Below are 23,851 nucleotides of genomic sequence, written 5' to 3' on the forward strand. Positions count from 1 at the left end.
TAAAAATTAATATTATAATTATTAACACAAAATATAAAATAATATACAAAAATTAGTTAGTTTTCTTAAAATAAAAAATGAGGTTAATGTAAAAAAACACATTAACCTCTAAATATTAATACATAACTCGAATAGAATAACCTTCGTTTTCAAGAGCATTTACTATTCTTTCAATATGTGAATCTCCATTTGTTTCAACAGTAATTTCTACAAGAACGTTATTTATTCTATTTATTGCTTTAAACTTATCATGATCTAAGCTGACTATATTTGCATTTTCTTTAACTAATAATTGTGATAGTTTTAGAAGTTGTCCAGGAGTATTTGGAACTTCAGTTGAAAAACAGAATAACCTTCCACCTGAAACCAATCCATTATTTATTAGAGTAGAAATAGTTAGCATATCTATATTACCTCCACTAATAACTGAACAAACTCTTTTACCAGTAAAATTTAATTTCTTTAATGCTGCTAATGATACTACTCCTGAAGCTTCAGCGATTAACTTGTGTTTTTCAGTAAGTAATAAAAATGCATCTACAATTTCGGCATCAGAAACAGTAATAATTTCATCAACATGTTCTTTTATTATTTCAAATGTTTTATCTCCTGGAGTTTTTACAGCTATACCATCAGCAATTGTATTAACAGTAGTTAGCGGAGTTAACCTTTTATTTTTAAAACTATTAGCCATAGCAGCAGCACCTTCTGATTGAACTCCTATTATCTTAATAGAAGGATTAATTTCCTTTGCGACTAATGAAATACCGCTTATAAGACCACCGCCTCCAATTGGACAAATTATACAATCTATGTTAGGAATATCTTCTAATATTTCTAATGCTATTGTTCCTTGACCATATATTATATCAATATCATTAAATGGATGAATGAACACCTTATTTTCTTTTGCTTCAATTCTTTTTGCTTCATTATATGCATCATCATAGCAAGTACCTTCTAACACAACGTTACCACCATAATTTTTTGTTGATTGTACTTTAAGATAAGGTGTAGTTTTGGGCATAACTATAGTTGCATCTACACCAATTAAACTTGAAGCATATGCAACACCTTGGGCATGATTACCAGCAGAGGAGCATACCACTCCTTGAGATTTTTCATAATCAGTTAACCCTTTTATTTTATTAAGAGCTCCTCTTAACTTATAAGCACCTGTAAGTTGTAGATTTTCACATTTCATATATACTATATTATTGCATAAATCGCTAAATATTTTACTATGAAGAATTGGAGTCTTAACGATTACATCTTTGATATTTTCTCTTGCTTTTTTTACATTCTCAATATACATAAGTTTCACCCCATTGTAGTTTTAAATAGATTTGGTATAATTTATACAATATATACTTTAGCATATATTTAAAATAAAATCTAACTAATAAAGAAAAATGTATAATTATTATATTTTTGCTCGTAATTTTATTGTATATCTAAATATATAAAGATATAATTACAAAGTAATAGATTTAAAAATGGAGTGAACTTAATGGAAGAAAGATTACAAAAGTACATAGCTAGATGTGGAGTAGCTTCTAGAAGAAAAAGCGAAGAACTGATTTTATCAGGTCAAATTAAGGTTAATGGTAATGTTATAACTGAGCTAGGTACTAAAGTAAATGTAGATACAGATATAGTAGAGTACGGTAATAAAGTTATAAAACCTGAAGAAGAAAAGATATATATAATGTTAAATAAACCAGAGGGATATATTACATCAGTAAGTGATGAAAAAGGAAGAAAAACTGTATTAGATTTAATAGATGTTAATGAAAGAATTTATCCAATTGGTAGATTGGATTATGATAGTTCAGGTCTTTTACTACTTACTAATGATGGTGATATTTACAATAAAATAATACATCCAAGAGTGGCTATTGATAAAAAATATATAGCTGTATGTGAAGGAAAATTTACAGAAAAAGAAATAGAAAAATTTAAAAATGGTGTAGATATAGGTGGATATGTTACATCTAGCGCTAATATAGAAATTATAGATGAAGAAACAGTTACGCTTAAAAAGACAGGTGAAAATATTATAAGATCTACTGTTGAAATAACTATTCATGAAGGAAAGAATCGTCAGATTAGAAGAATGTGCTCTTCTTTAAATCATAATGTATTAAAATTAAAGAGAGTATCTGTGGGCAATATAAAATTAGGTAACTTAAAAAAAGGAAGTTGGAGATTGTTAACTCAAGAAGAAGTTAATTATATAAAAGGATTATAGGGTATAGATTATGTTTACTTATACAGCAGATTTTAGTTCATTAACACATTATATTATAAAAAATTTTGTAAAAGAAAAGAGCGTAGCAATTGATGGTACATTAGGAAATGGATTTGACACAGACTTTTTAGCTGATAACTTTAAATTAGTATATGCATTTGATATCCAAAAGATTGCTTGTGAGACTTACAAACAGAAGGAAAAGCAAAATGTTCTAGTAATTAATGATTCTCATCATAAATTTTTAGAATATATAAAAGAAAATGTTAATTGCATTGTATACAATCTAGGATTTTTACCAGGTGGTGATAAATCTATTACTACTTGCTATAACTCATCTTTAGAAAGTATAAAATTAGGATTAGATATTCTAGAATCAGAGGGAATGATGTTAATTACATCGTATAGAGGCCATGATGAAGGTATGAGTGAGTATATTTATATAAAAGAGTATTTAGATAATTTACCTAAAAATAGATATGCAGTTATGAAACATGAAATTATAAATAGAAGCAATAAATCACCAGTTTTATTTGTAATTGAGAAAAAATAATTAATTGATTAAAAAGATAAATAATGCTAAAATTATTTATCTATATATATTATAAGAAGAGGTAGTTATGGAGAAAAATAATAATTGTGAATCAAATGATCTTATGAGATTAATACAAACAAAGTTTACAAGACTTAGTAAGGGACAAAAACTAATAGCAGATTATATATTAAAGAACTACGATAAAGCTGCCTTTATGACTGCTTCAAAGCTAGGAGAGGCTGTAGGAGTTTCTGAATCAACTGTTGTTAGATTTGCAATAGAATTAGGTTTCTCAGGTTATCCAAAATTACAAAAATCCCTTCATGAATTAATAAAAACGAAATTGACTACTGTTCAGAGATTAGAGCTATCAAATGATTATATAAGCAATGGATATACATTGAAAGGTGTATTAAAATCTGACATGGAGAATATAAGAGCAACTATGGAAAAGATTGATTACGAAACTTTCGATGCTGTTGTTAATAGCATTTTCGAAGCCAAAAGAATATTTATTATAGGATTAAGAAGTTCTATGGCATTAGCTGAATTTTTAGAATTTTATCTAAATCTAATTTTACAGAATGTAAAAACTGTAGGTAATGGAATTTCAGATATATTTGAACAAATGGTAAGTATTAGAGAAGGAGATTTAGTTATAGGGATAGGATTCCCTAGATACTCTTCAAAGACGATAGATGCATTAGGAATAGCACAAGATAGAGGAGCAAAAGTGGTAGCTATAACAGATAGTTATTTATCACCATTAGATGCAAAAGCAGATTATACTTTAGTTGCTCAAAGTAATATGGCATCATTTGTTGATTCTCTTGTTGCTCCTTTATCAGTAATTAATGCTTTAATAGTTGCTGTTGGATTAAGAGAGAAAGAAACAATTTCTAATATTTTTAATGATCTAGAAAAGATTTGGCATGATTTTAATGTTTATTCTTATAACGGGAGAAATTCAGGATATTAGAATAGAATCAATTAAGGGGATTAGCATTTGTTAATTCCTTTAATTTTTATTAATTAGTTTTTAGGAGGATTTATATGGCTGATGTTGTTGTTATAGGTGGTGGGCCAGCAGGAATTATGGCTGCTATTAGTGCTGCAAAAAATAATAATGTTACATTACTAGAAGGAAATGATAGGATAGGTAAAAAATTATTCATAACTGGAAAAGGTAGATGTAATGTAACAAATGCAAAGGATATAAGTGAATTTTTTGATTATATTCCTGGAAATCCATATTTTTTATATAGTTCTTTATATACATTTACTAATGAGGACACAATAAATTTTTTTGAGTCACAAGGAATAAAATTAAAAACAGAAAGAGGAGGAAGAATATTTCCATACTCTGATAAATCATCTGATATTATTAAAGGATTAAATAATGGGCTTGAAGAAGCTAACGTTAAAGTGAAATTAAATTCAAAGGTAACTAATATTTTAATGAATAAATCAAAAATTGTTGCTGTAGAAATTAATAATTCAAAAAAAATATATGCTGATAACTTTATATTTGCCACTGGAGGAGCATCATATCCGTTGACAGGATCAACTGGTGAGTGTTTTAAACTACTTGAAAATATAGGGCATACAATAGTAAAATTAAAACCTTCTTTAGTTCCTATAGAAATTAAAGAAGAATTTATAAAAGAATTAGCAGGATTATCTTTAAGAAATATAGGATTGGTTATAAAATCTAATAATAAGGTATTGTATAAAGAGCAAGGTGAAATTAAATTTACATATTACGGTATTTCGGGACCTTTAACATTAAGTGGTTCAAGATATATAAAAGAAAATGAAAATTTTAAGATATTAATAGATTTTAAACCAGCTTTAGATCACCAAGAGTTGGACAAAAGAATACAAAGAGATTTTAAAAAGTATATAAACAACGATTTTAAAAACTCATTAAATGATTTATTACCACAAAAGACAATACCAATAATAATTGAATTATCAAATATAGATCCGAACAAAAAAGTTAATGAAATAACTAGGGAAGAGAGAAAAAGATTAGTAGATTTATTAAAAAGTTTTGAGATTACTGTAAAAGGATTAAGACCTCTATCAGAAGCTATTGTTACAGCAGGTGGAGTATCTACAAATGAAATCGACCCATCTACAATGAAATCAAAGATAATTGAAAATTTATCATTTGCAGGGGAAGTAATTGATGTAGATGCATTTACAGGTGGATATAATGTTCAAATAGCTTTATCCACAGGATATATAGCAGGAATAAATATATAAAATCTTGTTTACTTAACAAATTCATAATATAATCTTAATGATAAATAAATGGTTAGCAGCAAGAAAGGTGGCAAATAAATGAGAATATCTGTAGCGATAGACGGACCAGCAGGTGCTGGAAAGAGTACTATAGCAAAGTTAGTAAGTAAAGAATTTAATTTAATGTATATAAATACAGGTGCAATGTATAGAGCTGTATCTTTAATGGCAAAGGAAAATAATATAGCGCCATCAGATATAAAAAGGCTAATGGAGTTAATAGATACATTAGAAATGCATTTTGAAAATGATGATTTGATATTAAACGGAAAAAATGTTCAAGAAAAAATTACAATGCCAGAAATTAGCTCAATAGTATCAAATTATGCTTCAATTCCTGAAGTAAGACAAAAGCTTGTGAATTTACAAAGGAATATGTCTGAAAAATATAATGTTTTAATGGATGGTAGAGATATTGGTACAGTAGTATTAAAAAATGCACCATTTAAGTTTTTCTTAACTGCAACAGCAGAAGAGAGGGCAAAAAGAAGATTTAATGAATTAGTTAGTAGAGGAATAGAAGTTAATTACGATACTTTATTAAGCGATATTATAAAAAGAGATTATATAGATAGTAATAGAGAAGTAGATCCATTAAGAATGGCAGATGACGCAATTGAAATAGATAGTTCTAATTTATCTATAGAAGAAGTTACAGAATTTATTTGTAATTATATAAAAAATAAATTACAATAATATTGTTGGGTAGTAAAATTTAACAACAGGAGATAAACAGCATGAAAAGAAAAGTAATTTTAGCTGAGAGTGCAGGTTTTTGTTTTGGGGTTCAAAGAGCGGTAGATCAGACAGTAAAAATTCAGAAAGACTACGGTAAAAAAATTTATACATTAGGACCACTAATTCATAATAATGATGTTGTAAAATATCTAGAAAATAATGATGTTTTTTCAATTTCAATAGATAACATAGATGAATTATCAAAAGGGGATGCAGTTATAATACGATCTCATGGTGTTTCAAAGGCTGTAATGGACTTATTAGAATCTAAAGGAATAATAACAATAGATGCAACTTGTCCGTTTGTAACTAATATCCAAAAGAAAGTCAATAAATATTCTAAAGAAGGTTATCAAATAGTTATTTTAGGAGATAAAGATCATCCAGAAGTAATAGGTATAAATGGATGGTGTGATAATAAGGCCATAATAACTAAAGATGGAGAGCTTCCTGAGAGAATACCTAATAAGATATGTGTAGTATCTCAAACTACTGAAAAAGAAGAAAATTGGGTAAACACAATAAGAAATTTATCTGTTAGAACTAAGGAACTTTTAGCATTTAATACAATCTGTGCAGCAACTGAAATAAGACAAAAGGGTGTTTTTGAATTATCAAAAACAGTAGATTTAATGATTGTTGTAGGAGGAAAGAATAGTTCAAATACAACAAAATTATATCAAATTGCAAAGATGAATTGCAAACGTGCGATTCATATAGAAAATTCATCTGAATTATCAACAGAGATAATTAATGATAGTACAATAAATAAAATAGGTATTACAGCTGGAGCTTCAACTCCAGATTGGATTATAAATGAAGTAGTTGAATTAATGGAAGGGGATATATAGATGGAAGATCAATTACAATTGATGGATCAAATGGATTTAAGATTTAGAATAGGAGATGAAGTACAGGGGGAAATCCTTAAGATAGGTTCTTCAGAGGTATTTGTTTCTTTAGTAGGGTATAAGACAGATGGAGTAATCCCGTTTAATGAATTAACGTATGCTGAAGATTTAGAAGAAACTTTAAGAAATTTAAAACAAGGCGATAGCATAAAAGCTAAAGTAATTAAGTTAAGAAATGAAGATAATTACGTTGTTTTATCTAGATTAGAGTATAAAAAAGAAGAAACTTTAGAATTATTAGAAGGATTATTTGATAGAAAAGAAACATTTAAAGTACTTGTAAAAGAGGCAAGAGAAAAAGGGTTAGTTGCAAACTTTAACGGAGTAAGAATATTTATTCCTGCTTCTCATATTGATGTAAGATTTATAAAAGATACAAGTGAATTTGTAAACACTGAAATGGAAGTTAGATTAATTGATTTCTCTAGAAAAAATCCTTCTAAAATTGTTGCATCTAGAAGAGTAATTCTAGAAGAACAAATAGAAGAAAAAGAATCAAAAGCTTGGGAGAAATTTAATTTAGGTGATGTAGTATCTGCTGAAATTAAAAGATTTACAAACTTTGGAGCTTTTGCTGAAGTTGATGGAGTTGATGGATTAATTCATATTTCTCAAATTTCATGGAAATTAGTAAGATCTTGTGATGAAGTTTTAAAAATAGGTCAAGTAGTTAATGCTAAAATCATTGGTTTAGATAAAGAAAATAAAAAATTATCACTTAGCATTAAGGAATTAACACCAGAACCATGGACAAATGTGGAAGAAAAATATCCTGTTGGATCAGCAGTTCTTGGTAAAGTTGTAAGAATAAATGATTTTGGGGCATTTGTAGAATTAGAACCTGGATTAGATGGGTTAGTGCATATATCTAAAATAAGCCATAACCACATTAATCATCCTTCTGAAGTATTAACTGTAGGTCAAGATGTTAAATGTATAATCTTAGAAGTTAATAAAGATGCTAAAAAAATAGCACTTAGCATAAGAGATACAGAATAATTAATAAAACGTAGGTTAAAGTTACTAAGGAGATTACATCGTATAGATGTAATCTCTTCTAATATATATTAAAATTATATAATAATTTATTTTATGAGGTTTTATATGGTTTCGTTGGTTAGATTATCGTCTAGTAATTTAGATGAATTTAAGAAACTATACGAAGAAAATTTTCAAAGAGAGACCTATGATAAAGACTTTTTTGAGTATTATTATAATCAATCCTTTATTCCAAAGATATTTTTAAAGAAATTTGTTAAGCTTTTTATGTATAATGGAGAATTTATAGGATATATATGGTATGAAATACCTATTGATTCACAAATTAAGGTTTTTTCTTTGTATGTAGAAGACAACTATATTGATATTATTACTAATGATATTTTAAAAAGATTTAACGAGAAATATTTGGTTTATGAATCTATTGAAAATAGAAATAACAACAAATTGTTAAGTAATTTAGGTTTTAGGAAAGCAAGACCATCTATTATTATGAATTTAAAATTAAATGAATATAATAAAACAAATGAAATAACGAATTTGAAATCTACTTTAAAGTACGATATGAAATTATTAAATTTACTTAATATTTATAGCAATGAAAAATATGATGATATTCTCATTTCATTTCAAAAAGTAGATATAAAAAACGATGCTTTATTAAGATGTGAAATACAAAATAATGTTTTTAAAAATATTGATCGTGTACCTATTGAAGTAGAAGATATTGAAAATGATTTTAAGCAAGATTATTACATTAAAGATTTAGCAATTTTTATGAAAATAAATAATGTTGTAGTTGCGTATGGTCAAATAATCTATATTAGAAAAATGTATACTGTTGTTAATTTCGGGGTAGTCGATATTTTTAGGGGGAAGGGACTAGGTAAATTACTTTTAGATAACCTAATTAGTAAGGCTAGAGAAAAGAATATATCAGAACTTGCTTTAGGCGTTGATAAAGATAATGTTAATGCAATTTCTCTATATAAATGGATTGGGTTTAATAATAGATATGATATAGCAAGATGGGAAAGATAATAGAATACTATAATTTACTTATAATAAATTATAATATTCTATTTAAAATGAATAAAAAATTTATTATAATATACAAAGGTTAAGAAATTTGTACAAAGGAGATTTAAAGATGCAAGAGACGAATTTGAAATATTATATAGAAACTTGGGGCTGTCAAATGAATGAAGAAGATTCAGAAAAGCTTTCAGGAATGTTAAAAAATATTGGGTATTCAAGAACAGAAAATAAAGAAGAAGCTGGAATAATTTTATTTAATACTTGTTGTGTTAGAGAAAATGCTGAAAATAAAGTATTTGGTAACCTTGGACAACTTAAGGCTTTAAAGAAAAAAAATCCAGATTTAATTATAGGAATATGTGGTTGTATGATGCAACAAGAGGGTATGGCAGATAAAATACTTAGCACATTCCCTTATGTAAATATTGTTTTTGGAACTCACAATGCTTATAAATTCCCAGAATACTTAAATAGAGTTAAAACTGAAGGCGTGCAAATAAAAGAGATATTTAATAAGGAAGAAGAAATAGTTGAAGGACTACCTATAGATAGAAAAAGTGATGTAAAAGCTTTTGTAACTATAATGTATGGATGTAATAACTTCTGTACTTATTGCATTGTTCCTTATGTTAGAGGAAGAGAGAGATCAAGAAAGTCTGAAGATATACTAAATGAGGTAAAAGAATTAGTTAAAGCTGGATATAAAGAAATAACACTTTTAGGTCAAAATGTTAACTCATATGGTAAAGGCTTAGATGAGGATATTAACTTTGCTAAACTTCTAAGAATGATAAACGAAGTTGAAGGACTAGAAAGAGTTAGATTTATGACATCACATCCAAAAGATTTAACTGATGATGTTATTTTAGCTATTAAGGAATGTGATAAATTATGTGAGCAAATACATTTACCAGTACAAAGTGGTTCAAATAATATTTTAAAGAAGATGAATCGTCATTATACTAGAGAGTATTATATGGAACTAGTAAATAAGATAAAGAAAGAAATACCAGGTGTATCTTTAACTACTGATATAATTGTTGGTTTCCCAGGTGAAACAGAAGAAGATTTCCTTGAAACATTAGAATTAGTTAAAGAGGTTGGATATTCTGCAGCATTTACATTTATTTATTCAAGAAGAAATAATACTCCAGCTGATATGATGTTAAATCAAGTAGATGATGCAGATAAACATCATAGATTTGATAGATTAGTTAAAGCTGTAAATGATAATGTTATAAAGCTAAACAAAGAATTTGAAAATCAAGTTGTTGAAGTTTTAGTTGAAGGTATGAGCAAAAACGATGAAACAAAGTTCTCAGGTAGAACAAGAAATGGTAGATTAGTTAACTTTGAAGGAGAAAATGTAAAGATAGGTGATTTAGTTAATGTTGAAATTACTAGAGCCCAACCATTCTCATTACTAGGTAAAATGAAATAAACTATTAAAAGAGGGCAGCTCAATAGACTGTCCTTTTTTATTATGTTATATACTCTAGCAATAAAAATATGATAATATATTACTATAAAATTTAAAATAACGGAGGATAAGAAAATGGCGTTAACTCCTATGATGAGACAATATATGGAAGTTAAAGAGAGATATACTGATTGTATATTATTTTTTAGATTAGGAGACTTCTATGAAATGTTTTTTGAAGATGCTAAAACAGCATCAAGAGAACTCGAACTAGTACTTACAGGAAGAGACTGTGGGTTAGAAGAGAGAGCACCTATGTGTGGAATTCCATTTCATGCATCAGCCGCATATATATCAAGATTAGTATCGAAAGGATATAAAGTAGCTATATGTGAACAGGTAGAAGATCCATCAGTAGCAAAAGGTATTGTTAAAAGAGATGTAGTTAAGGTAGTTACCCCTGGGACTTTTATAGATGGAAATGGTGATAATGATTATAAAAATCTTTATATGATGTCTATATATGAAAGTAATGGTTTGTATGGAATAGCAATATCAGATATTTCTACAGGTGAATTCAAAACAACGTATTTTTCAGATACAATAGATAATCTATTAGGAGAAATTTCTAGATTCTCACCTAAAGAAATAATTGTAGATAACACTTTAAATGAAAATATTATAATTAGAATTCATGAGACTTTACCAGTGTTAATAACTAAAAAAGATTACTCTAAATTTTATTGTACCGATGAAGAATTAAAGAAACAATTTATAAATATAGATGTAGACTCAATTAATATTAACAGTAAAATAGCAGTATCTGTATTACTTAAATATATATTTGATACTCAAAAGATAAGTTTATCTAATATAGATATACTAGAACAGTATAATATAATTGACTTTATGACTATTGATAGTAATTCTAGACGTAATTTAGAATTAACAGAAAGTCTTAAAGAAAAATCTAAAAAAGGAAGTCTTATCTGGGTATTAGATAAAACTTCTACTTCAATGGGTGGAAGAACATTAAGAAGCTTTATAGAACAGCCTTTAATAAATAAATCTCAGATTGAAAATAGAAGTGCTGCTGTAGAAGAATTATATAATAATATGTTCTTTAATGAAGAATTAAGAGATAGTCTAAAAGAAATATATGATATAGAAAGAATAACAGGTAAAATTTCTAATAAAAATGTAAATGCAAAAGATTTAGTTTCTCTAAAAAGATCTTTAGATAAATTACCAGGAATCAAAGAAAAGCTTAATAGTTGCAAATCAAACTTATTAGTAAAATGGAATGATAACTTAGATACTTTAGATGATATAAGAGAGTTACTTGCTGAATCATTGTTAGAAGATCCTTCTATTGGATTAAAAGAAGGAAATATAATTAAAAGTGGATATTCAGTAGAAGTTGATGAATTAAGAGATATTAAGTTAAACGGTAAGCAATGGATAGCATCTTTAGAGCAATCAGAAAGAGAACATACAGGAATTAAATCATTAAAAGTAGGATATAATAAAGTTTTTGGATATTATATAGAAATATCAAAGGCAAATTATGCATCTATCCCAGAAGGTAGATATATAAGAAAGCAAACTCTTTCTAACGCTGAAAGATACATAACAGAAGAGTTAAAAGTTATGGAAGAAAAAATATTAGGTGCAGAAGATAAATTAATAGCCCTTGAATATGAGTTATTTGTAAATATAAGAGACAGAGTTGAAAAAGAAATTCAAAGATTAAAAGATACAGCAAAAATAATAGGATCACTTGATGTTATTTCAACTTTAGCCTTAGTAGCTTATGAAAATAATTATGTTAGGCCAAATATAAATGAAAATGGTATTATCGATATTAAAGATGGTAGACATCCTGTAGTAGAGAAGGTAATTGGTAAAGGTGAATTTGTTTCTAATGATACTTTGCTTAATAAGAAAGACAATATGTTATTGCTTATAACTGGTCCAAATATGGCCGGTAAATCTACATATATGAGACAGGTAGCATTAATAACTTTAATGGCTCAGATTGGATCTTTTGTGCCTGCTTCAAGTGCTAATATATCAGTGTGCGATAAGATCTTTACAAGAATAGGTGCTTCAGACGATTTAGCTGGAGGTAAATCTACATTTATGGTTGAAATGTGGGAAGTTTCCAATATATTAAAGAATGCTACAAATAATAGCCTTGTTCTTCTTGATGAAGTAGGAAGAGGAACTTCTACATATGATGGACTAAGTATAGCTTGGTCTGTAATAGAATATATATCAAATCAAGTTAAATTAAAATGTAACACTTTATTTGCTACTCACTATCATGAATTAACAAATTTAGAAGGGGAAATACCTGGTGTAAGAAATTATTCTGTTGCAGTTAAAGAAATTAATGATGAAGTTATATTTTTAAGGAAAATTGTTGAAGGTGGAGCAGATCAGTCTTATGGTATAGAGGTTGCAAAAATAGCTGGATTACCTGAAGAGGTAATTAATAGAGCAAAAGATATTTTAAATACTTTAGAAGGTAAAGAAAAATTTGAGATTAACAATACCTCTTCTAAAAATGCTGAAGTTGCCCTAGACTCTGTAGTAGACGATAGTACTATAAAAGAAAACTCTAAAAATTTAGAAGAATATAAAATAGAAGCAGAAAAAAATAAAATAGAAAATGTTCAAATAGATTTCACGATGTTGGAAAAAGAAGCTTTATTAAATAGTATAAAGGATTTAGATGTTATGGTAATGACTCCACTTGATGCAATGAATACTCTATTTAAAATTGTTCAGGATGCTAAAAAAATAATGTAAGGTGAGAGTATATGAAAAGAATAAATATATTAGACCAACATACTGCTAATAAAATTGCTGCTGGTGAAGTTGTTGAGAGGCCATCATCAGTAGTAAAAGAGTTAGTTGAAAACTCAATAGATGCGAATTCTAAAAATATCACTATAGAAATAAATGAAGGCGGATTATCATTAATTAAAATAATAGATGATGGATCTGGAATAAATAGAGATGATATTGAAATAGCTTTTTTACCTCATGCTACTTCTAAAATCTCTAAGGTAGAAGATATCTACAATATAAGCACTTTAGGGTTTAGAGGTGAAGCATTAGCTTCAATAGCATCAATTTCTAAGATATCTTTAAAAAGCAAAACAAACGATGCTGATAATGGTAGTGAAATTATATTAGAAGCTGGGAAAAAGGTATCTTTACAAGAAGTAGGAATGAATAATGGTACAATAATGGAAGTAAAAGACTTATTTTTTAATGTTCCTGCAAGAAAAAAGTTCTTAAAGTCAATTTCACGGGAGAGTAGCTTAATAAATGATATAGTAACAAGAATAGCACTTTCTAATCCAGAGATATCTATAAAGTTATTTAATAATGATAAGAAAGTAATTAATACTTACGGTACAGGTAATTTAAAAGATGTAATAAGAACTATATATGGGAAAAATGTATACGACAATATATTGTATTTTGAAGGATCTAGAGGAGATATTTCAGTACATGGTTATATAGGAAAAGAGGAAATTGCAAAAGGTAGCAGAAATCATCAAAGTATATTTGTTAATAATAGATATATAAAAAATAAAACAATTATTGCAGCGGTGGAAAATGCCTTTAAATCTTTCTCAGTAATAAATAAGTTTCCGTTTGTAGTTATATTTATTGATCTACCTCCTGAACTAGTAGATGTTAATATTCATCCAACAAAAGCTGAAATCAAATTTAATGATGAAAGAGCTGTATTTAAAGTTATTTTTGATACAATACATTTAGTACTAAGGGAAGATGCATTAAACAAATTCAATTCAGTTAAAAATGAAAATAATAAATTTGTTGTAGAAGAAAATGTAGAAAGAATAGAGTTTAATATTTCATCTGAAGACGAATATCCTACAAAAAAAATAGAACCAGAAATAACTAAAGATGAAGTAAAAAAAGAAATTGATATAAAACATATGTATAACTCAGTAGATATTTCAGATATAGAAAGAGAAGAGAAGTTATACAATAAATTAAAGAGTATAAATATAAACAATTTTAACAAATCAAATGAAGAGGATTCATATGAAATAAATAATAATATGAATAGCACTGAAGTTGTTACTGTAAATGAAGATAATATTTGCCAATCTTATAATATAAAAGATGATGTATATACTAAAGAAGCTAAATTTCCAAAACTAAGAGTTATAGGACAATTTAGTAAAATGTATATATTAGCAGAATATGGAACAGATTTATATATAGTGGATCAACACGCTGCTCATGAAAAAATTCTATTTGAAAAATATTTTAAGGATATTGAAGAAGGTACTATCATAGTTCAACAGTTATTAGTTCCTATAATTTTAGATTTATCCTTAGAAGATTATGCTTATTTTGAAGAAAATAATAAAGTTTTTAGTGAAGCTGGATTCGTTATAGATCATTTTGGTGGTGAAACTATATCAATAAAAGAAGTACCTTATTTTCTAGGTAAGTTGGATGCTAAAAAGCTTTTTATGGAGATATTAGATAATCTAAAAGCATTAGGATCTGGAAAAACATCTGAGGTTAAGTTAAATAAGATAGCATCTATGGCATGCAGATCGGCTGTTAAAGCTAATGATTATTTGAACCATGATGAAATGGATAAATTAATTGAAGATTTAAGATATATAAATGATCCATTTCACTGTCCTCATGGAAGACCTATTATAATAAAATTTACTGAATATGAATTAAATAAGAAGTTTAGAAGAATAATATAGAAGAGGAATAAAGTAGATGAAACAAAAATTACTTATAATCGCAGGGCCTACTGGTGTCGGTAAAACTGAATTATCTATTAAGCTAGCTAAGTTATTAGATGGAGAAGTTATATCAGCAGATTCTATGCAAATATATAAACATATGGATATAGGTTCTGCAAAAGTAACAAATGAAGAAATGAACGGGGTTAAACATCATATGATTGATGTTGTAATGCCAGATAAAAGCTTTACTGTAGTAGATTATAAAAACATGGCTGAAAAGGAAATTAATGATGTAATAAGAAGAAATAAACTTCCAATAATTGTTGGTGGAACGGGGCTTTACATAAATTCTTTGACATGTAATATGAATTTTAGTGAAGCTGAAAGTGATATTGAATATAGGAAATACTTAGAAGATCTGGCTAAAGAAAAAGGAAATGAATATGTTCATAATCTTTTAAAAGAAATTGATCCTATAAGTTATGAAAAAATTCATGCAAATAATTTAAAAAGGGTTATAAGGGCATTAGAGGTATATAAAATTTCTGGGAAGCCATTTAGTTCATTTAATGATTTAGATACATTTTATAAATCAAAGTATGATATATATTACTATGTTCTTACTATGAATAGAGATAAACTTTATAATCGAATTAATCTAAGAGTAGATAAGATGATGGATGATGGATTGCTTCAAGAGTGTATAAACCTTAAAGAGTTAGGATATAACACTTCTATGCAGTCTATGCAAGGTATAGGCTATAAAGAAGTATTTTATTACCTTGATAAAAAAATAAGCTTAGAAGAGGCTATAGACATGATTAAACAAGGATCTAGAAATTATGCTAAAAGACAATTAACATGGTTTAAGAAAGATCCAAGAGTAAAGTTTATCGATAAAGATATATATTCTGAAGATGATATAATTAACTTAATAGTTAAAGACCTTAAAAATAATTAGTATTATTAAAGGAGATGTTTTTTTGAATAAACAAACAAATAACTTACAAGACATATTTTTAAATAATGCCAGAAAGAATAGAATTCCAGTTTCTATATATTTAACAAATGGATTTTTAATTAAAGGTTATGTAAAAGGATTTGATAATTTCACAGTGATTTTAGATTCAGATGGTAAACAAATGTTAGTTTATAAACATGCTGTAACAACTATTACTCCTGCAACTCCAATTTTATTTAATAATATTGATAATAATTAAGATGAAGGTTTATCCTTCATCTTAATTATTTATAAAATACTTTCTATTTCTAAAAAAATTATATATAATAACTTTAGTAATTATATGTTAACTAAAAAGGAGTAAAGCTATGTTAAATTTAACAGAAGAATTTTTAAAAAAGCAATATAAAATAAATGATGAAACATTTACTTTATATAATAAGGCTTTAAGAGATGTTGAAGAAGAGTTTAAAATATATGATGAAATTAGAGAGTTTAATCAATTAAAAGTTTTAAATGCTCTTCAGGAGGAAAGAATAAGTGAATCACATTTTACAAACTCTTCTGGATATGGATACGGGGATATTGGAAGAGATTCATTAGATAAAGTATATGCTAAGGTATTTAATACAGAGAGTGCTTTAGTAAGACCTCATTTCGTTAATGGTACTCATGCAATAGCCTGTGCCATAATAGGTAATTTAAGACCTAATGATACAATGGTTTGTATAAGCGGTAAACCTTATGATACATTACATAATATAATAGGAATTGGTGAAGAGAAAAATATAGGTTCATTAAAAGAGTATGGCGTAAATTATAAACAAGTAGACTTAATAGATGGTAAATTTGATGAAGATAAGATAATTACTCTTTTAAAAGAAGATAAAAGCATAAGATTAGTACATATACAAAGAAGTACTGGATATGGTTGGAGAAATTCATTCTTAGTATCAGAATTAGGGGATATAATAGCAAAGGTTAAATCAATTAGAAATGATGTAATAGTATTTGTTGATAACTGCTATGGAGAATTTATAGATACTATAGAACCTACTGATGTTGGTGCAGATTTAATTGCTGGATCATTAATAAAAAACATAGGGGGAGGAATAGCTCCTACAGGAGGATATATAGCAGGGAAAGAAGAGTATGTACTTCAGGCAAGCTACAGATTAACAACTCCTGGAATAGGAGGAGAGTGCGGATCTACATTTGGAGTTATGAGACAGTTCTATCAAGGTTTATTTTTAGCCCCACATATAGCTATGGAGGCAGTTAAAGGTGCTGTTTTCTGTGCTAGAATTATGGAATTAGCAGGCTTTGAAGTATTACCGAAATACAATGAAAAGAGAAGTGATATTATTCAAGCTATTAAATTTAACGATAAAGATAAGCTAATAAACTTCTGTAAGGGAATTCAAAAAGCATCTCCAATAGATTCTTTTGTAGAGTGTGAACCATGGGATATGCCTGGATATAGCGATCAAGTTATAATGGCAGCAGGAGCATTTATACAAGGTTCATCTATTGAATTATCTGCTGATGCTCCAATAAGAGAGCCATATATTGCTTATCTTCAAGGTGGATTAACATTTGACCATGCTAAAATTGGTGTGTTATTTGCATTAAGTAATATACTTTAAAATATTAAAACTTAAACAGGATGAATTACTCATCCTGTTTTTGCATTTCGTTAATTAAATAATTATAGTCATTTGGTAACTCATAGATACCTTTACTTACATCATTAGAGCTAATATAAATAAATATGTTTAAGATATCTTCAGCAGATATAATTAAATTAGCCCACATAACACCATAAATAACGATGTTAAATCCTTTTAAAATAAGTATTACACTTAGTATAGAAGATATTATTAATACAGGAGCAATTAAACCAAGAAGACTCCTTGTATAGTTTATTTCTCCATTATAAGTAGAAGTAATCAATCTTTTTCGATTAAATAGTTTAATTTTAGCCTTTTGATCTGATAAAAAGTTAGAATAAATTATATAATGTATTAATTCATGTGGAATTTGAATTAAGTAAAATGATAGGATATAAGTAATTATAAAACTTAATATAAAAGATTTTATATCTACAATTGAATTACAAGTGTAATATAGTGAATAACCTAAATATAAGGCAAGTGGAAGTGATAAAATAGTTCTAATAAGTAACCTTAAGTTTAAATAAGTAGTCCGATTAAAATTGGATATTGGTGATAATATAAATTCACAATCATATTCATCCTTTGCTCTAAGAAATATCCCCTTTTCTAATGTCATTTTTTTCACCTTTCCTAAATACTAAATATAAATGAGCCATACTAAAATGTATGACTCATTTATATTTAATATGCTCTAAATAATCCTACTAATTTACCAAGAATACTGCAATCTTTAACAATTATAGGATCCATAGTATCATTTTCAGGTTGTAATCTTATATAATCATCCTCTTTATAAAATGTCTTAATAGTAGCTTCGTTTTCAATCAAAGCAACTACTATATCACCGTTACAAGCTGTAGGATTTCTTTCAATTATAGCTAAATCTCCGTGATGTATACCAGCATTTATCATACTATCCCCTGAAACGTTAAGCATAAAAAGTTCTTTATCATGTTTAATATAACTTAGAGGAACAGGGAAAACACCTTCAACATTTTCATTAGCCAATATAGGAATACCCGCTGTAACTTTCCCTATTATTGGAATATTAACCATTTCAATTTTATTTAAAGAGTTTTCCATAATTTCTAATGCTCTAGGCTTAGTTGGATCACGTTTTATTAGGCCTTTAGTTTCTAATTTTTTTAAATGCCCATGAACAGATGAAGTAGATTTTAAATTAACTGCCTCGCATATTTCACGTACAGATGGTGGATATCCTTTTAATTCTGTAAAGTTTTTAAGAAATTCATATATTTCCATTTGCTTGTTGCTATTTTCGATCATTATAACACCTCACTTATTTATAGATATTATAACATAACATTATAATAATATCAAACTTATGTTCTTGTAATATAATAAAATTTGAATTTATTATATCTTTCTGATAAAATAAATAGGTTAACAGAAATGGAAGGTGATTTTATGAAATATACTAACGACGATTTATGTGATATTTTTGAAAATAAAATTTGTGATAATTGTGGTAAATGTTTAGAAATCGATGGTATTGATATAAGAGCAATAAATATAGAAGATATAGCAAAAGATGTAGAAGAAAACAAATATTTAGAAGAAGAATTAAAGCTAGCTTTAGAAGCTCTAAAAGAAGAAGAGACAATTGAGGTACAGGATACTTTAAACTATTTAGATGATGAAGAATATATTGATGCTTTTGATAATATTACATATCTTGATGAAATTGGTCTTGATGATGATTTATCTTTAGATGATGTAACCGAGGAAGTATATCCAGGAGTTCTAAAGTTTAAAAGAAAATAATAGTACATTTAATAAAAAATTAGCTACCTATTTTAAATAGATAGCTAATTTTTTGTGCTATAACCTAGATAAAGGATTTGAACGTACAGCATCTCTAAGTTTATCATCATCTATATGCGTATATATTTGAGTTGTAGATATATTTTCATGACCTAATATATTTTGTAGACTACGTATATCAACATTTCCATGTTTATACATTAGAGTAGCTGCTGTATGTCTTAGCTTATGAGGTGTATAAGTATTATCCAATATTTCTGCATTAGTTATATGCTTTTTTACTAATAATTCAACAGTTCTTTTATTAATAGGTTTATTACGAATAGATAGAAATAAGTATTTCTTATTTTCTTCAGATATTTTTGAATTATCTCTTTTAGTTAAATAATCATTAATGGATTTTATACATGCATCATTTAAATAAATAGTACGTTCTTTATTACCTTTTCCCACAATAGTTAATGTATCATTTTTTATCTTATTAATTTCTATTGAACATAACTCAGATAATCTCAATCCACAATTTAAAAATAGCGTTAATATACAATAATCTCTGTAATAGTTTATATTACCTTTATCTAAAGAGGAGAGTAGATGTAAACTTTGTTCTAAAGTAAGATATACTGGATGACGTTTATTTATTTTCGGTGATTCTAGTTCTACTGTTGGATTTTCTTTAATCACTTTAGCTTTTCCAAATAAAAATCTATAAAAAGATTTTAATGTTGCAACTTTTCTAGCTCTAGCGTATGTACTATTTTGTCTTTCTTTTTCAACAAAAGATAAAAATGCATAAATATCCGTTAATTTTATAGTATTAATAAAGTTCTCATCAATATCGCTTATAGAAATTTCTTCAAATTCTAGTGAATCATCTATTTTATTATCTTTATAAACCTTCATAAATCTAAAAAATAACTGCAAATCTATTTTATACCCATTTATAGTATTTTTTGATTTACCTTTAATAGTTTCAAGATAATTTAAAAAATCTAATACTAACTGTGGCAAATCAGAAGTATTCTTAGCAGATTTATTTTTAAATTTAGTTATTTGGGTAATCTGATCATTATGAATTAAATCAGAATCACTAAAAATATTACTTTCAAGTGATGCTTTTTTAGCATCTTTTAAAGTTCTATTTAATCCTAGTTCTTTAAGCCAAATTTGAATAGAACGTACATTAAGAGAATATATTTTTGCTAATTGAGATGATGTAAAATTATGTTTAATAACTAATATATATAAATCTTCAATAATATACTCATAGCCACGTTTCATATTAGAAAGTTTTAAATTATTTCTAATTTCATTTATATTTCTTTTATCATAATCAGAAAGAGAAATTGCAAGTAGTTTTTTTACTTCATCTGAGTATTGATAATTTTTATACTTAAATGTTTTAGTGCGACCCCTCAAAATATTACCCCCAAGCTCGATAAAATATTAAATTTTGTTATAATTTCTTTTCGTTTTAACACGAAATTTTATAAATTGATATTTAGCGAAATTAATTTTTGGGTGTTTTTTTGTATTTATTTTCTAATTTCTTTTATATTTAATATTAATTCATTTAATACTAATTCAGATTTAGAAAAACCTTTTTTAAAACATCTTATTTGTTTATATTTTACTCCATTCATTTCAAAATCTAATATATCAATTCTATCACCTTTATATATTAAAGGTGTTTTAGAATTTTTTAGTTTAATTTCTATTTCCATATTTACCTCCAAGTTTAAGATATATTTTAATTATAAAACAAAATAACCTATATAAACAATAAATTTATATAGGTTATTAATTAATATTATATAAAAATTCAAAAAGATTCTCCAATTAATACAAAATTTTTACCAAAATGATTATTTAATACTGCTTCTATAGATTCATAAAAATACATAATCGCAATTAATTTATTAAAGTAAATATTTCAATTTTTCTTTTAGATTTACTGTTTCAATATTTTGATTTATAAAAAATTCATCTGCCCAACAGTATATAATTGGTATATTTAATTGTTTTATATAACTTAGTTTTTTTATAATATCATAAGTTTTACTTACTAAACTATCCATAAAAATATATATAATTCGATTTGGATTACTAGGATGAAAAACTACAAACTCTAAATTAATTGAATTAAAAGTATAATCTTCTACAACTCTATAACCTAGCCCCTCAATTTTCTCTCTCAGAAATTTAAGCATATTAGAAGTTGTATCGTGTTTTTTATTAAATGTTAAATTGTTGGTAAAAAATTCATCTATATATCTTATAGAATCATCATATTCAAGTGTTTTTAATATATAATTTGTAATAGAGCTACTTTCTTCAATTTCAGAAATATATTCAAAAGTATTTATTTTTAAAATTGAAATATAATTATTTTTATTTATTAATTTTGATAGTATATCTAAATCATTATTTAATTGTATAATTAAAGTATCTAATAAATCTCTTTTTATTGTAATTTCAGCACTATCTTCTTCAATCATTTTGAAATTTAGTAAAATTAGAATGCTTGGCAAAGTAAATAGCTTTTCTGTATATTTACTAATAGTATCATTTTTATCGTAACAAAGATCTAATAACTCTCTTTCTTTATCATTAAGAGTATATATTTGATTTTGTATTGATATTATCTCTTTATAAAGGGATAAAGTATTAAATATATTTTTCAAAAAAATATACATCTCATTTTCATCATATATATAGTTATATATTTTATTAAAATAGCTTTCATTAAGAAAATCTTTTAGAAAATCAAAAGAGTTTACGTATAAGTTTAGTGATTCTATATTTTCTTTATATTGATTACACATAGTTTTTTTTATATTGTTATATTCATCTGTTATAGCTTTATTATACAGTTTCACCTCAGTACATTTCTTTCTATTCAAATAATGATACCATTTAAGTTTTTTAGGTTCACAATTATAGTCTATTTTTAAATTTGAAATATAATTTATCAATTCGTTTTCACTTATACTTAAAGAGAAATTAGCATTAATAAAATATTTAGTAAAATCATTTTCATATATTGGTGGAATTAGTGCATATTCATTATTTAATAAACACTCTAGTTTATATAGAGCATTTGTAATATCATCACAGGAAATATTATTCTTTAAGTCATTAAACTTATAACTATTATTAAACTTTTTATATTTTAGATAAGATTTTATTAAATTTGTATCTCTTATATTCTCAATAAAACTCTTTATCCAGCCATAATCTCCTATCGTAAAATTACTGTTTTCAATTTTTTCATAAAGTATATCCATATATTGCTTGTTAATTTTTAAATTTAATAAAATATCAATCATTTCCACCAATGAAATATTATCATTTTTCCTATAAGTTGATACTTCAATTATATTTTTTACTTTATTGTATTTCATTAGTATATCTCTCAATATAAGTGCATATTGTTCTAGAGCTTTTTTATATGAGGGCTTATCGCTATCATAACTTATACTAATATAATTATAACCGCTAATTTCTTTAATGAAATTATTCATAAATGTATATTTATTATCTAAACAATTAAAATCGACATCTTTAGTATTTAAGTATAATGTTTTATTATCAATTAATTTATCAATTAATTTAATAATTGTATCTAGATTAATATTAATTTCTTTATTCATATATATCTCCAATATTTTTTGGTATTTATATATAATATGTTTTTATACTTAAATACTGTACTTTTTAAAGTATTTTATAATTATAAATTTTGATGTTATAACCATAAAAATTTTTATGAGCATATTTCCATATTTGTGTTCATAATATATATTAAAGAAATTAATGATAGGGGGAAATATTATGTTCAAACTAAATATATTTGATAAGTTATCTTTTTTTCTAGTGATTATAGGTGCTATAAATTGGGGAAGCATAGGATTAATAAATAAGAATTTTATATATTATTTAGCTGGTGGTTCATCTATAATATTAAGAATAATTTATGTACTTATCTTTTTAGCCGCATTAGATTTGTTATATCTTCTAGTAAAAGGTAATGTTATAAAAATAAAAGCATAAATATTCTACATAAATAAAAAAACTCCTGTTATAATTAACAGGAGTTTTAATAAGTATAAATAAAATTAATCTTCTAAAGTTTCAATTAATTTTACTATTTCTTCAGCTGCTAAAGTTTCATCATCACCGTTTGCAGAAACAGTTATAGTTGCTCCCTTAGTTACACCTAAAGATAATACACCGATTAAGCTTTTAACATTAGCTTTCTTTCCGTTAAATTCAATGCTTACATCAGATTTAAAAGATGAAGCTTTTTTTACTAATAAAGTTGCTGGTCTAGCGTGTAAACCAGTTCCGTTATTTACTACTACTTCTTTAGATACCATTAAATACACCTCTTTTTATAATAATCATCTTAACGATTCCATTATATACGTTAATCAATTAAATTTCAAGAGTTAACTGTATTTTTAATAT

Annotated in this window: 21 protein-coding genes and 1 pseudogene; 15 read left to right on the forward strand and 7 right to left on the reverse strand. The window is 26.1% G+C overall.

Translation table 11 applies throughout. The annotated features are described in order from the left end of the window. Positions 1 to 115: 115 nt before the first annotated feature. On the reverse strand, positions 116 to 1,315 hold the full coding sequence (gene ilvA, locus ARA56_RS00880; RefSeq protein ID WP_055262983.1) for a threonine ammonia-lyase: 1,200 nt from the start codon (positions 1,313 to 1,315) through the stop codon (positions 116 to 118). 195 nt (positions 1,316 to 1,510) lie between these two features. Between ilvA and ARA56_RS00885 the strand changes: the two genes are divergently transcribed. The 13 genes and pseudogenes from ARA56_RS00885 (at position 1,511) to ARA56_RS00950 (ending at position 17,566) form a co-directional block, all read left to right on the forward strand. Next, complete coding sequence (locus ARA56_RS00885; RefSeq protein WP_055262985.1) at positions 1,511 to 2,251, forward strand: pseudouridine synthase; 741 nt, start codon at positions 1,511 to 1,513, stop codon at positions 2,249 to 2,251. 10 nt (positions 2,252 to 2,261) lie between these two features. Beyond that, positions 2,262 to 2,804, forward strand: a complete 543-nt coding sequence (gene mnmM / locus ARA56_RS00890; RefSeq protein ID WP_055262987.1) for a tRNA 5-(aminomethyl)-2-thiouridylate-methyltransferase MnmM — start codon at positions 2,262 to 2,264, stop codon at positions 2,802 to 2,804. Between the two features lie 67 nt (positions 2,805 to 2,871). Then, positions 2,872 to 3,765, forward strand: a complete 894-nt coding sequence (locus tag ARA56_RS00895) for a MurR/RpiR family transcriptional regulator (RefSeq protein ID WP_055262989.1) — start codon at positions 2,872 to 2,874, stop codon at positions 3,763 to 3,765. 74 nt (positions 3,766 to 3,839) lie between these two features. Beyond that, on the forward strand, positions 3,840 to 5,054 hold the full coding sequence (locus ARA56_RS00900; RefSeq protein WP_055262990.1) for a BaiN/RdsA family NAD(P)/FAD-dependent oxidoreductase: 1,215 nt from the start codon (positions 3,840 to 3,842) through the stop codon (positions 5,052 to 5,054). Positions 5,055 to 5,132: 78 nt separating this feature from the next. Next, positions 5,133 to 5,789, forward strand: a complete 657-nt coding sequence (cmk, locus tag ARA56_RS00905; RefSeq protein WP_055262992.1) for a (d)CMP kinase — start codon at positions 5,133 to 5,135, stop codon at positions 5,787 to 5,789. A 41-nt stretch (positions 5,790 to 5,830) separates the two neighbouring features. Then, positions 5,831 to 7,741 (forward strand): annotated as a pseudogene (locus ARA56_RS16345) (bifunctional 4-hydroxy-3-methylbut-2-enyl diphosphate reductase/30S ribosomal protein S1). 105 nt (positions 7,742 to 7,846) lie between these two features. Further along, positions 7,847 to 8,782 carry a GNAT family N-acetyltransferase gene (locus ARA56_RS00920; protein ID WP_055262998.1) on the forward strand — a complete coding sequence of 312 codons (936 nt, stop codon included), beginning with the start codon at positions 7,847 to 7,849 and terminating at the stop codon, positions 8,780 to 8,782. Between the two features lie 109 nt (positions 8,783 to 8,891). Then, on the forward strand, positions 8,892 to 10,220 hold the full coding sequence (miaB, locus tag ARA56_RS00925) for a tRNA (N6-isopentenyl adenosine(37)-C2)-methylthiotransferase MiaB (RefSeq protein WP_055263000.1): 1,329 nt from the start codon (positions 8,892 to 8,894) through the stop codon (positions 10,218 to 10,220). A gap of 114 nt (positions 10,221 to 10,334) precedes the next feature. Next, positions 10,335 to 13,013, forward strand: a complete 2,679-nt coding sequence (gene mutS, locus ARA56_RS00930; RefSeq protein WP_055263002.1) for a DNA mismatch repair protein MutS — start codon at positions 10,335 to 10,337, stop codon at positions 13,011 to 13,013. An 11-nt stretch (positions 13,014 to 13,024) separates the two neighbouring features. Further along, positions 13,025 to 14,974 (forward strand): DNA mismatch repair endonuclease MutL, encoded by a 1,950-nt coding sequence (mutL, locus tag ARA56_RS00935; RefSeq protein WP_055263004.1) that lies wholly within the window; start codon positions 13,025 to 13,027, stop codon positions 14,972 to 14,974. Positions 14,975 to 14,990: 16 nt separating this feature from the next. Further along, positions 14,991 to 15,920 (forward strand): tRNA (adenosine(37)-N6)-dimethylallyltransferase MiaA, encoded by a 930-nt coding sequence (gene miaA / locus ARA56_RS00940; RefSeq protein WP_055263006.1) that lies wholly within the window; start codon positions 14,991 to 14,993, stop codon positions 15,918 to 15,920. Between the two features lie 22 nt (positions 15,921 to 15,942). Beyond that, positions 15,943 to 16,179 carry an RNA chaperone Hfq gene (hfq, locus tag ARA56_RS00945; RefSeq protein WP_055263008.1) on the forward strand — a complete coding sequence of 79 codons (237 nt, stop codon included), beginning with the start codon at positions 15,943 to 15,945 and terminating at the stop codon, positions 16,177 to 16,179. A gap of 109 nt (positions 16,180 to 16,288) precedes the next feature. Then, complete coding sequence (locus ARA56_RS00950; RefSeq protein WP_055263010.1) at positions 16,289 to 17,566, forward strand: methionine gamma-lyase family protein; 1,278 nt, start codon at positions 16,289 to 16,291, stop codon at positions 17,564 to 17,566. Between the two features lie 25 nt (positions 17,567 to 17,591). On the opposite strand, the gene ARA56_RS00955 is transcribed toward ARA56_RS00950, so the two are convergent. Next, a complete protein-coding gene (locus ARA56_RS00955; RefSeq protein ID WP_055263013.1) occupies positions 17,592 to 18,212 on the reverse strand; it encodes a DUF3267 domain-containing protein in 621 nt (206 codons plus the stop codon). Positions 18,213 to 18,277: 65 nt separating this feature from the next. After that, positions 18,278 to 18,883 (reverse strand): transcriptional repressor LexA, encoded by a 606-nt coding sequence (lexA, locus tag ARA56_RS00960; RefSeq protein ID WP_055263015.1) that lies wholly within the window; start codon positions 18,881 to 18,883, stop codon positions 18,278 to 18,280. A 141-nt stretch (positions 18,884 to 19,024) separates the two neighbouring features. Between lexA and ARA56_RS00965 the strand changes: the two genes are divergently transcribed. Beyond that, positions 19,025 to 19,381 (forward strand): hypothetical protein, encoded by a 357-nt coding sequence (locus tag ARA56_RS00965; protein ID WP_055263017.1) that lies wholly within the window; start codon positions 19,025 to 19,027, stop codon positions 19,379 to 19,381. Between the two features lie 57 nt (positions 19,382 to 19,438). Here the strand turns inward: ARA56_RS00965 and ARA56_RS00970 are convergent, their stop codons facing one another. From ARA56_RS00970 to ARA56_RS00980, 3 genes are all read right to left on the reverse strand, one after another. Then, the gene (locus ARA56_RS00970) at positions 19,439 to 20,434 is read right to left on the reverse strand and encodes a tyrosine recombinase XerC (RefSeq protein ID WP_055263115.1); all 996 of its coding nucleotides are present in this window, start codon (positions 20,432 to 20,434) and stop codon (positions 19,439 to 19,441) included. A 482-nt stretch (positions 20,435 to 20,916) separates the two neighbouring features. Next, complete coding sequence (locus ARA56_RS00975) at positions 20,917 to 21,105, reverse strand: hypothetical protein (RefSeq protein WP_055263019.1); 189 nt, start codon at positions 21,103 to 21,105, stop codon at positions 20,917 to 20,919. Between the two features lie 195 nt (positions 21,106 to 21,300). Beyond that, positions 21,301 to 23,034, reverse strand: a complete 1,734-nt coding sequence (locus ARA56_RS00980) for a hypothetical protein (RefSeq protein WP_055263021.1) — start codon at positions 23,032 to 23,034, stop codon at positions 21,301 to 21,303. A 181-nt stretch (positions 23,035 to 23,215) separates the two neighbouring features. On the opposite strand from ARA56_RS00980, the gene ARA56_RS00985 reads away from it, so the two are divergent. Beyond that, on the forward strand, positions 23,216 to 23,434 hold the full coding sequence (locus ARA56_RS00985; protein ID WP_055263023.1) for a DUF378 domain-containing protein: 219 nt from the start codon (positions 23,216 to 23,218) through the stop codon (positions 23,432 to 23,434). 65 nt (positions 23,435 to 23,499) lie between these two features. Here the strand turns inward: ARA56_RS00985 and ARA56_RS00990 are convergent, their stop codons facing one another. Then, on the reverse strand, positions 23,500 to 23,760 hold the full coding sequence (locus ARA56_RS00990) for an HPr family phosphocarrier protein (protein WP_032118696.1): 261 nt from the start codon (positions 23,758 to 23,760) through the stop codon (positions 23,500 to 23,502). Between the last annotated feature and the right edge of the window lie 91 nt (positions 23,761 to 23,851).

The organism is Clostridium disporicum, from assembly GCF_001405015.1.
GTDB classification, from domain to species: domain Bacteria; phylum Bacillota; class Clostridia; order Clostridiales; family Clostridiaceae; genus Clostridium; species Clostridium disporicum_B.

Coding starts and splice junctions, on each gene's coding strand:
- ARA56_RS00920 (WP_055262998.1), top strand. CDS start 7,847: ATGGTTTCGTTGGTTAGATTATCGTCTAGTAATTTAGATGAATTTAAG.
- ARA56_RS00975 (WP_055263019.1), bottom strand. CDS start 21,105: ATGGAAATAGAAATTAAACTAAAAAATTCTAAAACACCTTTAATATAT.
- ARA56_RS00950 (WP_055263010.1), top strand. CDS start 16,289: ATGTTAAATTTAACAGAAGAATTTTTAAAAAAGCAATATAAAATAAAT.
- ARA56_RS00980 (WP_055263021.1), bottom strand. CDS start 23,034: ATGAATAAAGAAATTAATATTAATCTAGATACAATTATTAAATTAATT.
- mutS (WP_055263002.1), top strand. CDS start 10,335: ATGGCGTTAACTCCTATGATGAGACAATATATGGAAGTTAAAGAGAGA.
- cmk (WP_055262992.1), top strand. CDS start 5,133: ATGAGAATATCTGTAGCGATAGACGGACCAGCAGGTGCTGGAAAGAGT.
- ARA56_RS00990 (WP_032118696.1), bottom strand. CDS start 23,760: ATGGTATCTAAAGAAGTAGTAGTAAATAACGGAACTGGTTTACACGCT.
- ilvA (WP_055262983.1), bottom strand. CDS start 1,315: ATGTATATTGAGAATGTAAAAAAAGCAAGAGAAAATATCAAAGATGTA.
- ARA56_RS00895 (WP_055262989.1), top strand. CDS start 2,872: ATGGAGAAAAATAATAATTGTGAATCAAATGATCTTATGAGATTAATA.
- miaB (WP_055263000.1), top strand. CDS start 8,892: ATGCAAGAGACGAATTTGAAATATTATATAGAAACTTGGGGCTGTCAA.
- ARA56_RS00885 (WP_055262985.1), top strand. CDS start 1,511: ATGGAAGAAAGATTACAAAAGTACATAGCTAGATGTGGAGTAGCTTCT.
- ARA56_RS00900 (WP_055262990.1), top strand. CDS start 3,840: ATGGCTGATGTTGTTGTTATAGGTGGTGGGCCAGCAGGAATTATGGCT.
- miaA (WP_055263006.1), top strand. CDS start 14,991: ATGAAACAAAAATTACTTATAATCGCAGGGCCTACTGGTGTCGGTAAA.
- lexA (WP_055263015.1), bottom strand. CDS start 18,883: ATGATCGAAAATAGCAACAAGCAAATGGAAATATATGAATTTCTTAAA.
- ARA56_RS00985 (WP_055263023.1), top strand. CDS start 23,216: ATGTTCAAACTAAATATATTTGATAAGTTATCTTTTTTTCTAGTGATT.
- mutL (WP_055263004.1), top strand. CDS start 13,025: ATGAAAAGAATAAATATATTAGACCAACATACTGCTAATAAAATTGCT.
- ARA56_RS00955 (WP_055263013.1), bottom strand. CDS start 18,212: ATGACATTAGAAAAGGGGATATTTCTTAGAGCAAAGGATGAATATGAT.
- ARA56_RS00965 (WP_055263017.1), top strand. CDS start 19,025: ATGAAATATACTAACGACGATTTATGTGATATTTTTGAAAATAAAATT.
- mnmM (WP_055262987.1), top strand. CDS start 2,262: ATGTTTACTTATACAGCAGATTTTAGTTCATTAACACATTATATTATA.